The organism is Actinacidiphila acididurans, assembly GCF_016918855.1.
GTDB classification, from domain to species: Bacteria; Actinomycetota; Actinomycetes; order Streptomycetales; family Streptomycetaceae; genus Actinacidiphila; species Actinacidiphila acididurans.
The window spans coordinates 493,851-508,299 of the sequence record NZ_JADKYB010000002.1; the positions used below are offsets into that span (position 1 = coordinate 493,851).

Sequence of the window (14,449 nt, forward strand, 5' to 3'; positions counted from 1 at the left end):
GCACAGGCACCTCGTACGGGCCCAGCGCCACGTCAACGGCGGTGCACATCGCAACGCACGACAAGTGAACATCCGACAGGGGAGCGCCTGAGACGGCGCTGAGAGTGCGGCCGACCGCCCCCGCCGTAATGGCGGCGGGAAACCGGCCAGGCCGCAGACCCTCGGACCTGATCCGGGTCATACCGGCGTAGGGAGTCAGCAGATGAAGAACAAGCGACGTATCCATGGGCGCGCCCTCGGCGCGCTGGTCCTGGGCACCATAGCCGCCACCACTCTCGCGGCCTGCGGGGGCGGTGGCGGTTCGTCCGCGGCGGGCGGCACCGGCGGCACCAACGGCGGCTCCGGCAGCAAGACCGTCACCCTGGTCAGCCACGACTCCTTCGCCGCGTCCAAGCAGGTGCTCGCGGAGTTCACCAAGGAGAGCGGCTACACCGTCAAGGTGCTGCGCGGCGGTGACGCCGGAGCGGCCGTCAACCAGGCGATCCTCACCAAGGACCACCCCCGCGGCGACGCCTTCTTCGGCGTGGACAACACACTGCTCTCCCGCGCCCTGGACAACGGCCTGTTCGACCCGTACACCGCGAAGGGCCTGGACCAGATACCCGCCGACGTGCAGCTCGACGCCGCCGCGCACCGGGTCACCCCGATCGACTCCGGCGACGTGTGCGTCAACTACGACCGCGCGTACTTCACCGCCCACAAGCTCGCCCCGCCGCAGACCTTCGCCGACCTGACCAAGCCGCAGTACAAGAACCTGCTGGTCACCGAGAACGTCGCCACCTCCTCCCCGGGCCTGGCCTTCATGCTCGGCAGCGTCGACACCTTTGGCGACCAGGGCTGGCCGGACTACTGGAAGAAGCTCAAGGACAACGGCGTGCAGGTGGTGGACAGCTGGGAGCAGGCGTACAACGAGCGCTTCTCCGGCTCCGCCGCCGGCAAGCAGGCCAAGGGCGACCGGCCCCTGGTCGTCTCCTACGCCTCCAGCCCGCCCGCCGAGGTCGTCGGCGTCACCCCCCAGCCCGCGCAGTCCCCGGTCGGCGTGTCCACCGGCACCTGCTTCCGCCAGATCGAGTTCGCCGGACTGCTGCACGGCGCGAAGAACCCGGCCGGCGCCAAGGCGCTGATCGACTTCATGATCAGCAAGACCTTCCAGCAGGACATGCCGCTCCAGATGTACGTCGACCCGGTCCGCCGCAACACCCCCGAGCCGCCGGTCTTCACCAAGTACGGCGCCAAGGTCGACCACCCGGCCACGCTCCCGCCCGCCACCATCGCCGCCCACCGGGACGACTGGGTGAAGACGTGGACCTCGACGGTCCTGTGACCGGCTCCGGCCCGCATCTGCGCGCCGGCTCCGAGCCGCACCTCCCGGCCGGCTCGGGGCCGGACCCCACGACCGGAGCCACGGCGGAGGCCGCAGGCGGGTCCGTACGGGCGCAGGTGCCCGTCCGACGGCCGTCCGGGACCGCCCGCGCCGCCGCGCTCCGGCTCGCCCTGATGGCGCTCCCGGTGGCCTTCTTCGCCGCCTTCTTCGCCTACCCGGTCGCCGCGATCGTCGGCCGCGGACTGCGCGAGGGCGGCCACTGGCACCTCGGCCGGATCGGGGACGTCCTCGGCGACCCCGGCATCCGGCACGTGCTGTGGTTCACCTGCTGGCAGGCCGCCGCCTCCACCGCGCTCACCCTCGCCGTCGCACTGCCCGGCGCGTACGTCTTCGCCCGGCTGGACTTCCCCGGCAAGCGGCTGCTGCGGGCGGTGGTCACCGTCCCGTTCGTCCTGCCCACCGTCGTCGCCGGATCGGCCTTCCTCGCCCTGCTCGGCCAGAACGGCCTCACCGACGACCTGTTCGGGCTGCGCCTGGGCACCAGCGTGTGGGCGATCCTGGCAGCGCACGTCTTCTTCAACTACGCGGTGGTGGTACGGACCGTCGGCGGGCTGTGGGCGCAGCTCGACCCGCGCCAGGAGGAGGCTGCCCGGATGCTGGGCGCGGGCCGGCTCGAGGCCTGGCGGCGGGTGACGCTGCCCGCGCTCGGCCCGTCCGTGGCCGCCGCCGCCCTGATGGTGTTCCTGTTCACCTTCACCTCCTTCGGCGTCGTGCAGATCCTCGGCGGCCCCACCTACTCCACCCTGGAAGTGGAGATCTACCGGCAGACCGCCGAACTCCTCGACCTGCCCACCGCCGCCGTGCTGACCCTGGTGCAGCTCGCCGCGGTGGGCGCGATCCTGGCCGTGCACGGCTGGACCGTGCGGCGCGGGGAGGCATCCCTGCGGCTGGTGGACGGGGCCACCACCGCGCACCGGCCGCGCGGCGGCGAGAGGGCGCTGCTCGCCGCGGTCCTGGCGGTGATCGCGCTGCTGATCCTGCTGCCGCTGGGCGTGCTGGCCGCCCGCTCGCTGGACGCGCCCGGCGGCTACGGCTTCGGCTACTACCGCGCCCTCGGCGCCCAGGACAGCAGCGGCACCTTCCTGGTGCCCCCGCTGGAGACGATCTGGAACTCCCTGCGCTACGCCGCCGTCGCCACCGTGATCGCGCTGGCCATCGGCGGCCTGGCGGCGGCCGCGCTGGTACGCCGGGCCGGGCGCCTGATGCGCGGCTTCGACGCGCTGCTCATGCTGCCGCTGGGCACCTCGGCGGTCACCGTCGGCTTCGGCTTCCTGATCACCCTGGACAAGCCGCCGCTGGACCTGCGCGACTCCTGGCTGCTGGTGCCGCTCGCCCAGGCGCTGGTGGGCGTGCCGTTCGTGGTCCGCGTCATGCTGCCGGTGCTGCGGGCCGTCGACCACCGGCTGCGGGAGGCCGCCGCGGTGCTCGGCGCCTCCCCGGCGCGGGTGTGGCGGGAGGTGGACCTGCCCTTCGTCGGCCGGGCCCTCGGCATCGCCGCCGGCTTCGCCTTCGCCGTCTCGCTCGGCGAGTTCGGCGCGACCGTGTTCATCGCCCGCCCGGACAGCCCCACGCTGCCGGTCGCCGTCGCCCGCCTGCTCGGCCGGGCCGGCGGCGTCAACTACGGCCAGGCGATGGCCCTGAGCACCATCCTCATGCTGGTGTGCGCCGCCAGCCTGCTGGTCCTGGAGGCCCCGGCGCTGCGCCGCGGTACGCACCGCGGCGCCGACCTCACGGGGGAACTGTGACGGCCGTGACCGGGACCGAGCTGCTGCGCCTGGAGGGCGCGGCCGTACGGTTCGGGGCCCGGACCGCCCTGGACGCGGTGGACCTGACGGTCGCCGCGCACGAGATCGTGTGCGTGCTCGGGCCGAGCGGCAGCGGCAAGTCGACGCTGCTGCGCGCCGTGGCCGGCCTCCAGCCGCTCGACGCCGGCCGGGTGCTCCTTGACGGCGCCGACCAGGCGGGCGTGCCCGCACACCGGCGCGGGGTCGGGCTGATGTTCCAGGACCACCAGCTCTTCCCGCAGCGGGACGTGGGCGGGAACGTGGCCTTCGGGCTGCGCATGCACAAGGTGCCGCGCGACCGGCGCGAACCCGCGGTCGCCGCGCTGCTGGACCTGGTCGGCCTGCCCGGCGCCCAGCGGCGCGCGGTGGCCGAGCTGTCCGGCGGCGAGCAGCAGCGGGTGGCGCTGGCCCGCGCCCTCGCCCCCGAGCCACGCCTGGTCATGCTGGACGAGCCGCTGGGCCAGCTCGACCGCTCGCTGCGCGACCGCCTGGTGGTGGAACTGCGGCGGCTCTTCGGGCAGTTGGGCACCACGGTGCTCGCCGTCACCCACGACCAGGCCGAGGCGTTCGCGCTCGCCGACCGGGTGGTGGTGATGCGCGAGGGCCGCATCGCCCAGTCCGGACCGCCGCTCGACGTGTGGCAGCGGCCCGCCTCGGAGTTCGTCGCCCGATTCCTGGGCTTCGACAACATCACCGAGGCCACGGTCGCCGCGGGCCACGCCGTCACCGCCTGGGGCAGCCTCCCTGTGCCCGACGGCACCCCGGAAGGCCCCTGCCACATCCTGGTCCGCCCGGCCGGCGTCCTCCTCCGCCCGCCCGGCGACGGCCTGCCCTGCGAAGTCACCGGCCGCACCTTCCGCGGCGGCCGTGTCGCCCTGCTCCTGCACCCCGACCGCGGCCCCGCCCTGGAAGCGGAATGCGCCCTGCGCGACGCCCCGGCCGAAGGCGCCCGTGTGACGGTGGCTTTCGCCGCCGAGGACGTGGTGGTGCTGCCCGGCGAGCCTGCCGGGAGCGCGGAGCCCGACGCCATGGAGGCGCCGACGGCGGGTCGGTGATCCGGCGCCATGGCGGTGGCCTAGATGCCCGCGTACGGCGCGAGCGGCCAGTCGGCCGAGGGCTGCCCGGCCCGGATGCGCGCGCTCGTCGGCTCACCGTGGTGCCCATCCGGCGGCGGCCTTGGCGGCCGAGGACGTGGTGGTGCTGCCCGGCGAGCCTGCCGGGAGCGCGGAGCCCGACGCCATGGAGGCGCCGACGGCGGGGCGGTGATCCGGCGCCATGGTGACGGCCGGCTGCCCGGCGCACGGTCGACCGGACGCTCCCCGCACCGGTGGAGCGCAGCCCGCACCCGTAACGCCGCGCCCCCGAACCGCCGCCTGCGAGGCTCCGCGTCAGGCGCTCAGTTTCGCCAGCATCGCCGGGACCTCGGTGACGGAGTCCACCAGGGCGATGCGGCGGGACATCGGGCGGTCGGCGGAGAGTGCCTCGAGCAGGGGCCACACCGGGAGGTGGGTGGTCCAGTGGGCGTGGTCGACGAGGATCAGGGGTACGGGTTCGCCGCGGGACTCGTAGTAGTTCGGGGTGGCCGCGTCGAAGACCTCCTGGACTGTGCCGGCCGCGCCGGGCAGGAAGACCACGCCTGCGGTGCAGCGGGAGAGCAGGCCGTCCTCGCGGGTGGCGTTGGCGAAGAACTTGGCGATGTGCGCGGCGAAGGCGTTGGGTGGCTCGTGGCCGTAGAACCAGGTCGGCAGGCCCACCGAGGGCCCGCCGTCCGGCCAGCGCTCGCGCACCGTCAGGGCCGCCGACGCCCAGGCGCCCACCGAGGGGCGGAAGTCCGGGGCGGCGGCCAGCGTCGTCAGCGCCTCGCCCAGCATCGCGTCGTCGAAAGGCGCCGCATAGGCGCCCAGGTTCGCCGCTTCCATGGCGCCGGGTCCGCCGCCGGTGGCCACCGTGAGGCCCGCCCGCGTCAGGTCCCGGCCCAGCCGCGCGGCGCCGTCGTACGCGGCGTCGCCGCGGGCCAGCGCGTGGCCGCCCATCACGCCCACCACGCCCTTGCCGGCCAGGAGTTCGTCCAGCGCGTCGGAGACCGCGTCGTCGTGGATGGACCGCAGCATCGAGGACAGCACGTCGCCGTCGCCCGACGTCTCCTGGAACCACCGGTACGTCAGCGCGTCCGGGGTCGCCGCGTAGCCGTCGACGGCCAGGCGTGCGTACAGCTCCTCCGGGGCGTAGAGCCGGCCCCGGTACGGGTCGAAGGGCAGCCCCGGGACCGGCGGGAACACCAGCGCGCCGTTGGCCCGTACATGGGCCAGCGCCTGGGGCTCCATCAGGCAGCCGAGGAAGACCGCCTCCCTGGTGTCGGCCACCAGCAGGGTGAAGGTGTGCTCGGTCAGGTCCAGCCCCTGCACCCTGCATCCGGCGAAGGAACCGCCGAGCGCGACCTCCTCGAACTCCGCCAGGCTCTCGATCTCCCGTACCCGGCCCTGCCGGGGGCGCGGCATGTCCCGCGACGCATCCTGTTCGACCACGCCCAGCACCCTAGTGGCTGACCGGGCGAGTGCCGACCCGCGAGCCCCACCGGTCCCGGGTGCGCCGTGCAGGCCGCTACGGCCCGCCGCCCGCGTCTGGTGCCCGAGCGGCCTTCCGGCCACCCGTCAGCGGTGCGGCGTGGGGATCGTGGCCAGGTAGGCGACGAGCGCGGTCAGGGGGGCGAAGACGGTCAGCAGGGCGGCGGCGCGCAGGGCCAGGGCGGCCCACAGCAGGGGTGCCGGGCCGCCGAGGGCGCGTACGGCCAGGGCGGTGCCCGCCCGGTCGCGGGCGGTCTCGGCGAACGCCAGGGCGGCCACCGCGAGGACGCACACCGCGATCAGGCAGGCGGCGAAGGTGGTGACCGGGCCGACCGGGCGGTGGGTGTCGTAGACGGCCAGGCAGGCCGAGGCGGTGGCGGCCAGCAGGCCCAGCGGGCGGCCGATGCGCGGCGCCTCGGTCTGCAGGGCCCGCCCGGCCAGCAGCCGGCCCGCGCCGGGCCGGTGGAGGGCCAGGGCCCGGCCGCAGCCGTGCACCAGGCCCGGCCCGGCGAGCATCAGCCCGGCGGTGGTGACGGCCCAGCCGAGTGCCGCCAGCGGCGCGATGGTCCCGAACCCGCTGGGCAGCGGCACCTCGTGGCCCTTGGGCGCGGTGACCTCGACGGCCAGGCCCACCGCGGTCAGCGCCACGCCCCACGGCAGGTGACCGGCGGTGCCGGACGCGCGGACCGGGAAGGGCCGCAGCCCCGCCGCTCCGGTGGCCGCGGCCGCCACCGGCACCAGGGCGAGCAGGGTGGCCGCCCCGGCCAGCGGCAGCGATGTGCCGGCCGCCAGCAGCCCGGAACCGGCGCCGTGGAAGGCCGGGCCCAGCACGTCGCCGCGGAGCTGGAGGAAGACCAGCAGCGCCAGTACCGACCCGAGCGCACACGCCACCGCGGAGTTCACCGCGCCGAGCAGCACGGTCGCGGTGCGGCCCAGGCCCACCGCGGCCAGCCCCGGGCGCGGCCAGGCGGCGGACTGCGCCCGGCCGACGGCCGCGGCCAGCTGTGCGGTCACCACGACCGGCACCGCGCACCAGCCGAGCCGGACCGCCGCGTCCCAGGAGCCGCGCTGCGGATGGGCCAGCGCCCAGCCCAGGCAGGACAGCAGCAGCAGGCCGGTGCCGGCCGAGGCGACGGCCACCAGCACCCATCGGGCCAGCACCGCGCCGGCCGCACCGCGCAGAACCCGCAGTCCGAGTGTCATACCGAGGCCGGCCAGGAACTCGCGGGGCCGCCGGCCTGGGCGGGCATGGGCGCGCCCGGCCGGCCGTCGATCAGTCCCATGACCCGGTCGGCGTGCGCGGTGACCTCCGGGTCGCCGGTGGCCAGCACCACGGTGATGCCGTGCGAGCGGGCCGCGCTGGCCAGGGTGCGCAGCACCAGTGCCTGATCGGCGCGGTGCAGCGGGGCGGTCGGCTCGTCGGCGAACACCACGTCGGGCCGGCCGGCCAGCGCCCTGGCGACCGCGACGCGCTGCCGCTGGGCCTGGAGCAGGTCGCCCGGGCGCTTGCCGGCCTCCGCCCCGATGTCCAGCCGGTCCAGCCATTCCTGGGCGGCGGTCCGCGCCGCCCGGTGGCTCTCGCCGCGCAACAGCAGGGGCAGCGCCGCGTTCTCCCACGCCGTCAGCTCCGGCACGAGTTGCGCGTCGCCGCCGACCCAGCCGAACCGCTCGCGCCGTACCTGGTCCCGGGCGGCTTCCGGCAGGGTGTGCAGCGGCGCGCTGTTGAACCACACCTCGCCGTCGTCGGCGACGATCCGGCCGGACAGGCACCGCAGCAGCGTGGACTTGCCCGCGCCGCGCGGGCCGAGCACCGCGAGGATCTCCCCTGCGCGCACGTTGACCGAAACGCCGAGCAGGGCCGGCGAGCCCTGATGGGAGTGGCGCAGGGCGCGGGCCCAGAGCACGTCGTTGTCGGGCGGGGCCTCCATGCCGTCGTACCTCCGCGAGTCGTTCTCCCCGGGCGGGCTGACACACCGTCAAACGAGCCGGGCAGTGGGCGGGTCACTCCCGGGCACCGTAGGGGGCGTGCCGCGCCGCCGCCCCGCAGGCGCGTCGGCCCCGGCCGCGGTCTCCTCCGTACGGAGGAGGGCTCGGTGGTGCGCCGCCGGACGGGCGACGGCGGCGTACCACCGCCGCGGGCCGGACGCGTATCGGCGGGGGAGCGGCCCCGCCGGCACCGGGAACCGGGACCGGGGGCGGGGCCGAGGTCCGGGACCGCACGGCTCAGGCGGCGGCTCAGGCGGCGGCCCAGGGGTCGACTCAAGGGGCGGCTCACGCGGTCACAGCTTGGTCCAGGCCTCCGTCAGCACCGAGCGCAGGATGCCCTCGATCTCGTCGAACAGGTCCTGACCGGAGGTCAGCGGCGGGGCGAGCTGGACGACCGGGTCGCCGCGGTCGTCGGCCCGGCAGTACAGGCCGCGCTCGAACAACTCCTTGGACAGGAAGCCGTACAGGATCCGTTCGGTCTCCTCCTCGGTGAACGTCTCCTTGGTCGCCTTGTCCTTGACCAGCTCGATCCCGTAGAAGAAGCCGTTGCCGCGCACGTCGCCGACGATCGGCAGGTCATGAAGCCGCCGCAAGGTGTCGAAGAACGCGCCCTCGGTGTCCAGCACGTGCTGGTTCAGGCCCTCGCGCTCGAAGATGTCGAGGTTGGCCAGGCCCACCGCGGCCGACACCGGGTGGCCGCCGAAGGTGTAGCCGTGCAGGAAGACGTTGTCGCCGCGGTAGAAGGGCTCGGCGAGCCGGTCGGAGACGATGCAGGCGCCTATCGGGGAGTAGCCGGAGGTCATGCCCTTGGCGCAGGTGATCATGTCGGGCACGTAGTCGAACTTGTCGCAGGCGAACATGGTGCCCAGCCGGCCGAAGGCGCAGATCACCTCGTCCGAGACGAGCAGCACCCCGTACTGGTCGCAGATCTCGCGCACCCGCTGGAAGTAGCCGGGCGGCGGCGGGAAGCAGCCGCCGGCGTTCTGCACCGGCTCCAGGAAGACCGCGGCCACCGTCTCGGGACCCTCGAAGAGGATCTGCTGCTCGATCTGGTCGGCGGCCCAGCGGCCGAACGCCACCGGGTCGTCGCCGTGCAGCGGCGCCCGGTAGATGTTGGTGTTGGGCACCTTGTGCGCGCCGGGCACCAGCGGCTCGAACGGCGCCTTGAGCGCGGGCAGGCCGGTGATGGACAGCGCGCCCTGCGGTGTGCCGTGGTAGGCCACCGCCCGGGAGATCACCTTGTACTTGCCCGGGTTCCCGGTCAGCTTGTGGTACTGCTTGGCGAGCTTCCAGGCGGTCTCGACCGCCTCGCCGCCGCCGGTGGTGAAGAACACCTTGTTCAGGTCGCCCGGCGCATAGTGCGCCAGCCGCTCCGCCAGCTCCACCGCCTTGGGGTGCGCGTAGCTCCACACCGGGAAGAAGGCCAGCTCCTGGGCCTGCTTGTAGGCGGTCTCGGCCAACTCGTGCCGCCCGTGCCCGGCGTTGACCACGAACAGGCCGGACAGCCCGTCCACGTACCGCTTCCCGCGGTCGTCGTAGATGTACGAGCCCTCGCCGCGCACAATGGTGGGCACCGGGGCGTTCTCGTACGACGACATGCGGGTGAAGTGCATCCACAGGTGGTCGTACGCAGTCCTCGACAGATCTGCGCTGTTACGGTCCATGGCTATCTGGTTCCCCAGGTGTAGGTCTGCTTGCGGAGCTTGAGGTAGACGAAGCTTTCGGTGGACCGCACGCCCGGCAGCGCGCGGATCCGCTTGTTGATCAGCTCCAGCAGGTGGTCGTCGTCCTCGCAGACGATCTCCACCAGCAGGTCGAAGGAGCCCGCGGTGATGACCACGTACTCCACCTCGTCCAGCGCGGCCAGTGCCTCGGCCACCGGGTCGATGTCGCCCTCGACGCTGATGCCGACCATCGCCTGACGCCGGAATCCGACGGTGAGCGGGTCGGTGACGGCGACGATCTGCATGACGCCCTGGTCGAGCAGCTTCTGCACCCGCTGCCGCACGGCGGCCTCGGACAGGCCCACCGCCTTGCCGATCGCGGCATAGGGGCGGCGCCCGTCCTCCTGGAGCTGTTCGATGATCGCTTTGGACACCGCGTCCATGGCGCCGGGCGCGGTGTTGTCACGTGTGGCCACGACCCCACTGTGCAGGACAGGTCGTTTGTCCCGCAAGCCCTGGACGATGAAATTCGTCGCTTCCGGCCGCTGTCGACACCGAATCGGTTGTCCGCGCGGGTCGGGTATGTCGAATACGGCAGTCCTGGGGTTAAGCTGAGCAGTGTCTCAGTACGTGGACACCGACTCGCAGGACCCGACTCGTAGGACCAGGGAGTAAGCGCCGTGACCGAACTCCGTACTCTGCGCAATTACATCGACGGCGAATTCCGCGACGCCGCCGACGGGCGCACCACCGAGGTGGTCAATCCGGTCACCGGGCAGGCGTACGCCCAGGCGCCGCTGTCCGGGCAGGCCGATGTGGACGCCGCCATGGCGGCGGCCGAGGCCGCGTTCCCCGCCTGGCGCGACACCACGCCCTCCGAGCGGCAGAAGGCGCTGCTGAGGATCGCCGACGCGGTGGAGGCGCGGGCGGACGAACTCGTCGCCGTGGAGAGCGAGAACACCGGCAAGCCGATCGGGCTGACCGCGAGCGAGGAGATCCCGCCGATGGTCGACCAGATCCGCTTCTTCGCCGGCGCCGCCCGGCTGCTGGAGGGCCGCTCGGCGGGCGAGTACATGGAGGGCATGACCTCCTTCGTCCGGCGCGAGCCGGTCGGGGTGTGCGCCCAGGTCGCGCCCTGGAACTACCCGATGATGATGGCCGTCTGGAAGTTCGCCCCCGCGCTCGCGGCCGGCAACACCGTGGTGCTCAAGCCCTCCGACACCACCCCCGCCTCCACTGTGCTGCTCGCCGAGATCATCGGCGCGGTGCTGCCCAAGGGCGTGTTCAACGTGATCTGCGGCGACCGCGACACCGGCCGCATGATGGTCGAGCACCCGGTGCCCGCCATGGCGTCGATCACCGGCTCGGTCCGGGCCGGCAAGGAGGTAGCCGGGGCCGCCGCCAAGGACGTCAAGCGGGTGCACCTGGAACTCGGCGGCAAGGCGCCGGTCGTGGTCTTCGGCGACGTCGACATCCCCAAGGCGGTGGAGGACATCACGGTCGCCGGGTTCTTCAACGCCGGCCAGGACTGCACCGCCGCCACCCGCGTCCTGGTGCACGAGTCGATCCGCGAGGAGTTCACCGCCGCCCTGACCAAGGCCGCCGCCGCCACCCGCACCGGCCTGCCCGACGACGAGGACGTGCTGTACGGCCCGCTCAACAACGCCAACCAGCTCGCCCAGGTCACCGGCTTCATCGAGCGGCTGCCGGCGCACGCCAAGGTCGAGACCGGCGGCCACCGCATCGGCGAGGCGGGCTTCTTCTACGCGCCCACGGTCGTCTCCGGGCTGCTCCAGGACGACGAGATCATCCAGCGCGAGGTGTTCGGCCCGGTCATCACCGTGCAGACGTTCACCGACGAGGACCAGGCCGTGGAGTGGGCCAACGGCGTCGAGTACGGGCTCGCGTCCTCGGTGTGGACCAAGGACCACGCCCGCGCCATGCGGATGTCGAAGCGGCTGGACTTCGGCTGCGTGTGGATCAACACGCACATCCCGCTGGTCGCCGAGATGCCGCACGGCGGCTTCAAGGAGTCCGGCTACGGCAAGGACCTCTCCGCGTACGGGCTGGAGGACTACACCCGGATCAAGCACGTGATGACGTCGCTGGACGGGTGAGCCCGGGCCGGCCGGCCGCCGGAAGCTGTCAGGGGGTGCCCGCGACCGGGGGCGCCCCCTGCGCCGCGCCGTCCGGCGCCGTGCCCGTCGAACCCGCCGTACCGGTGCCGGACGGCGCCGCGGCCGCCTGCCCCGGGGTCGTCTGGTGCGGGCGCCCCGCCTTCCTGGCCCGTACTCGCTGGAACGTCTCCAGGCGGTTGGTGGTCACCGCGTCCGCGCCCAGCGCCAGCAGCTTCCCCATCGAGCGCTGCCAGTCCGCGGTCCACGCCGCGACCAGCAGGCCGCGCTCCCGGGCGAAGGCCACGGTGGCCCGGTCGACCAGCCCGAAGCGCAGGTTCAGCCAGCGCGGCGCCAAGGCGTCGAGCAGCCCGGCCGCAGGACGCCGGGAGGTCTTCCAGGTCAGCGCGATCTCGGCGGCCGGGTCGAGTTCGCGTACGGTCGTGAGCGCCGGCAACTCGCCGCAGTAGTACACGCGCTCGCCGAGCCCCGCCTCCCGCACGGCCGCAACCGTGGGCGCCGCCTGGTCCTCCTCGGTCAGGTCCAGCAGCATCCGCGGGCCCGGGTGCTCGCGCAGCGTCTCCAGCGCCTCGGCGAACGACGGCACCCCGCCGCCGGTCAGCTCCTCCACCTCCCGGGCGGTGAGCGAACCCACCGGCACCGGCAGCCCCCACAGCCGTTCCAGCGTCGGGTCGTGCAGCAGCACCGGCACCCCGTCGCGGGTCAGCCGCACGTCCACCTCCACCGCGTCCGCGCCCTTGCGCAGCGCCGACCGCACCGAGGGCAGAGTGTTCTCGCGGACGTGGTACGGGTCGCCCCGGTGGGCGACGGCGAGCGCCATCCCGGTCGGCTCCTCGGTCGGATTCACATCGGCTTCCTGGTTGCGGCTTCTGGCTCACGGCCCTTGGTGTGCGGCGTGCGGCCGGCTGAGGCGTGCGGCCGGGCCCTTTGTGCGCCCCGGTTCAGCCCCGGGCCGCGGTGTACGCGTCGATCTCCGCGCCCAGCCGCGCCTTGCCGGCCGCGTCCAGGAAGGACGCCTCGACCGCGGTGCGGGCCAGCGCGGCCACCCCGGCCGGGTCCAGCCCCAGCAGGCGGGCGGCGACCGCGTACTCCGTGTTCAGGTCGGTGCCGAACATCGGCGGGTCGTCGCTGTTGACGGTGACCAGCACCCCGGCGTCCACCATCCGCCGGATCGGGTGCTCCTCCAGCGAGGCCACCGCCCGGGTGGCGATGTTGGAGGTGGGGCACACCTCCAGCGGGATCCGGTGCTCGGCGAGGTGGGCCAGCAGCGCCGGGTCCTGCGCCGCGCTGGTGCCGTGCCCGATCCGCTCGGCGCCCAGTGCGGTCAGGGCGTCCCATATGGTTTGCGGCCCGGTGGTCTCGCCCGCGTGCGGCACGCTGTGCAGGCCCGCGGCGCGCGCCCGGTCGAAGTACGGCTTGAACTGCGGCCGCGGCACGCCGATCTCCGGCCCGCCGAGGCCGAAGGACACCAGTCCCTCCGGCCGCAGGTCCAGCGCCAGCCGGGTGGTCTCCTCGGCCGCCTCCAGCCCCGCCTCGCCCGGGATGTCGAAGCACCACCGCAGCGTGACCCCGAGCTCGGCCTCGGCCGCCTTGCGGGCGTCCTCTATCGCCTCCATGAAGGCCTCGGCGGGGATGCCGCGCCGGGTCGAGCTGTACGGGGTCACGGTCAGCTCGGCGTACCTGACGTTCTGCCGGGCCAGGTCGCGGGCCACCTCGTAGGTGAGCAGCCGTACGTCCTCGGCGTCGCGGATCAGGTCCACCACCGACAGGTACAGCTCGATGAAGTGCGCGAAGTCCCGGAAGGTGAAGTAGGCCGCGAGCGCCGCCGGGTCGGCCGGCACCTTGGAGTCCGGGTGGCGGGCGGCGAGTTCGGCCACGATCCGCGGCGAGGCCGAACCCACGTGGTGCACGTGCAGTTCGGCCTTGGGCAGGCCCGCGATGAAGTCGTCGAGCCCGCCGGTCGCTGCGGGTTCCCTGCCGGGGGCGGCGGTGTCGGGCATGCGCGGTCCTTCCAGTCCTTCCGCTGCGGGCGCGGGGCGCGTACGGTCCCGTGCGCGCCCGCGGTTTCGTCCGCACCCCGCGCCGGGACTTCCGGCGGGGCGGGCGCGGGCGGAATCATCGTAGACGCCGGGGGCAGACGCCCGTCGCCGGCCGACACCGGGGCCGCAGTACACCGGACAGCACGACGCGGAAGGACCAGATCCATGTCCGACACGCCGGCGCCCCCGCGGGGTGCCGCCGCGCAGTCCCCGCCCCCGCCGCACCGCCCCGAGCGGGGCCCGGAGCATGGCTCTGGGCAGGGCCCCGGGGAGGTGCCCCCGCCGCCGCTCGCACCCGGCCTCACGCAGCCCCTGCCGCTGCCGCAGGCGTACGTACCGCTGCCCGCCGTGGCCCGCCCGCGCCGGCTGCGGCCGCTCGCCGTGGCCGGGCTGGTCGCGGCCGCGATCGCGTTGGCCGCCGGGGCGGTGATCGCGGGCGCGCTGCTCGTCCCCCACGGGCACGGGTCCGCCCTGCCGCGCGAGCCGGACCACGGTACGTACAGCACTCCGCTGCCCGGCGGCCGCACCGCCGACTACCCGGACGGCGTACGCGTCACCGTCGGCGACGCCCGCGTGGCCGCCACCGGCGCGCACAGCGCGGACACCGGCGCGCCCGTGGAGTTCACCGTGACCGTCACCAACGGCAGTTCGCACCGCGTCAGCCTCGCCCAGGGCAACGTCTCCGCCTTCACCGAGGGCGACGACGCCGGCCCCGCCTACGACCGCCTCACCGGCACCCTCGCCCCCGGCACGGCCAGCTCCGCCCGCTTCACCGTCCTGGTCCCCGCCGAGGAAACGCTCGAGGTCGACGTCTCCCCGGACCGTACGTACCACCGTGCGGTGTGGCAATTGGACGTGCCGTAGGGGGTACGGCGCCCTGCGGAACCCTCGGC

Annotated in this window: 12 protein-coding genes and 1 riboswitch; of the genes, 5 read left to right on the forward strand and 7 right to left on the reverse strand. The window is 74.2% G+C overall.

Features of this window, described 5'->3' with window-relative positions:
* Positions 1–67 precede the first annotated feature (67 nt).
* A riboswitch (TPP riboswitch) is annotated at positions 68–211 on the forward strand.
* The 3 genes from ITX44_RS05195 (at position 203) to ITX44_RS05205 (ending at position 4,223) form a co-directional block, all read left to right on the forward strand.
* A complete protein-coding gene (locus tag ITX44_RS05195) occupies positions 203–1,324 on the forward strand; it encodes a thiamine ABC transporter substrate-binding protein (protein ID WP_205355770.1) in 1,122 nt (373 codons plus the stop codon). Its footprint overlaps the riboswitch before it by 9 nt.
* A 173-nt stretch (positions 1,325–1,497) precedes the next feature.
* The gene (locus ITX44_RS05200) at positions 1,498–3,129 is read left to right on the forward strand and encodes an ABC transporter permease (protein WP_205355899.1); all 1,632 of its coding nucleotides are present in this window, start codon (positions 1,498–1,500) and stop codon (positions 3,127–3,129) included.
* Positions 3,130–3,149: 20 nt separating this feature from the next.
* Positions 3,150–4,223: an ABC transporter ATP-binding protein gene (locus ITX44_RS05205; protein ID WP_205355900.1), complete on the forward strand. Its 1,074-nt coding sequence runs from the start codon at positions 3,150–3,152 to the stop codon at positions 4,221–4,223.
* A 333-nt stretch (positions 4,224–4,556) separates the two neighbouring features.
* Here ITX44_RS05205 and ITX44_RS05210 read toward each other — a convergent pair whose 3' ends face one another.
* The 5 genes from ITX44_RS05210 to ITX44_RS05230 form a co-directional block, all read right to left on the reverse strand.
* A complete protein-coding gene (locus tag ITX44_RS05210; protein ID WP_205355901.1) occupies positions 4,557–5,666 on the reverse strand; it encodes an LOG family protein in 1,110 nt (369 codons plus the stop codon).
* 153 nt (positions 5,667–5,819) lie between these two features.
* Positions 5,820–6,935 (reverse strand): hypothetical protein, encoded by a 1,116-nt coding sequence (locus tag ITX44_RS05215; protein ID WP_205355771.1) that lies wholly within the window; start codon positions 6,933–6,935, stop codon positions 5,820–5,822.
* Positions 6,932–7,660 carry an ABC transporter ATP-binding protein gene (locus tag ITX44_RS05220; RefSeq protein WP_205355772.1) on the reverse strand — a complete coding sequence of 243 codons (729 nt, stop codon included), beginning with the start codon at positions 7,658–7,660 and terminating at the stop codon, positions 6,932–6,934. Before ITX44_RS05220 ends, ITX44_RS05215 begins: the two co-directional genes overlap by 4 nt.
* Positions 7,661–8,011: 351 nt before the next feature.
* Positions 8,012–9,382 carry an aspartate aminotransferase family protein gene (locus ITX44_RS05225; protein ID WP_236060024.1) on the reverse strand — a complete coding sequence of 457 codons (1,371 nt, stop codon included), beginning with the start codon at positions 9,380–9,382 and terminating at the stop codon, positions 8,012–8,014.
* A gap of 2 nt (positions 9,383–9,384) precedes the next feature.
* Complete coding sequence (locus ITX44_RS05230; protein ID WP_236060127.1) at positions 9,385–9,825, reverse strand: Lrp/AsnC family transcriptional regulator; 441 nt, start codon at positions 9,823–9,825, stop codon at positions 9,385–9,387.
* Positions 9,826–10,062: 237 nt separating this feature from the next.
* Here ITX44_RS05230 and ITX44_RS05235 point away from each other — a divergent pair, with 237 nt between their 5' ends.
* Positions 10,063–11,499, forward strand: a complete 1,437-nt coding sequence (locus ITX44_RS05235; RefSeq protein WP_205355774.1) for a gamma-aminobutyraldehyde dehydrogenase — start codon at positions 10,063–10,065, stop codon at positions 11,497–11,499.
* Between the two features lie 28 nt (positions 11,500–11,527).
* Here ITX44_RS05235 and ITX44_RS05240 read toward each other — a convergent pair whose 3' ends face one another.
* Together ITX44_RS05240 and ITX44_RS05245 are read right to left on the reverse strand one after the other, a co-directional pair.
* Positions 11,528–12,364, reverse strand: a complete 837-nt coding sequence (locus ITX44_RS05240; protein WP_307795101.1) for a glycerophosphodiester phosphodiesterase — start codon at positions 12,362–12,364, stop codon at positions 11,528–11,530.
* A 94-nt stretch (positions 12,365–12,458) separates the two neighbouring features.
* Entirely contained in the window at positions 12,459–13,517 is a 1,059-nt protein-coding gene (locus tag ITX44_RS05245; RefSeq protein WP_205355775.1) for an adenosine deaminase, read from the reverse strand.
* 204 nt (positions 13,518–13,721) lie between these two features.
* Between ITX44_RS05245 and ITX44_RS05250 the strand changes: the two genes are divergently transcribed.
* Complete coding sequence (locus tag ITX44_RS05250) at positions 13,722–14,420, forward strand: hypothetical protein (protein ID WP_205355776.1); 699 nt, start codon at positions 13,722–13,724, stop codon at positions 14,418–14,420.
* Positions 14,421–14,449: the final 29 nt, after the last annotated feature.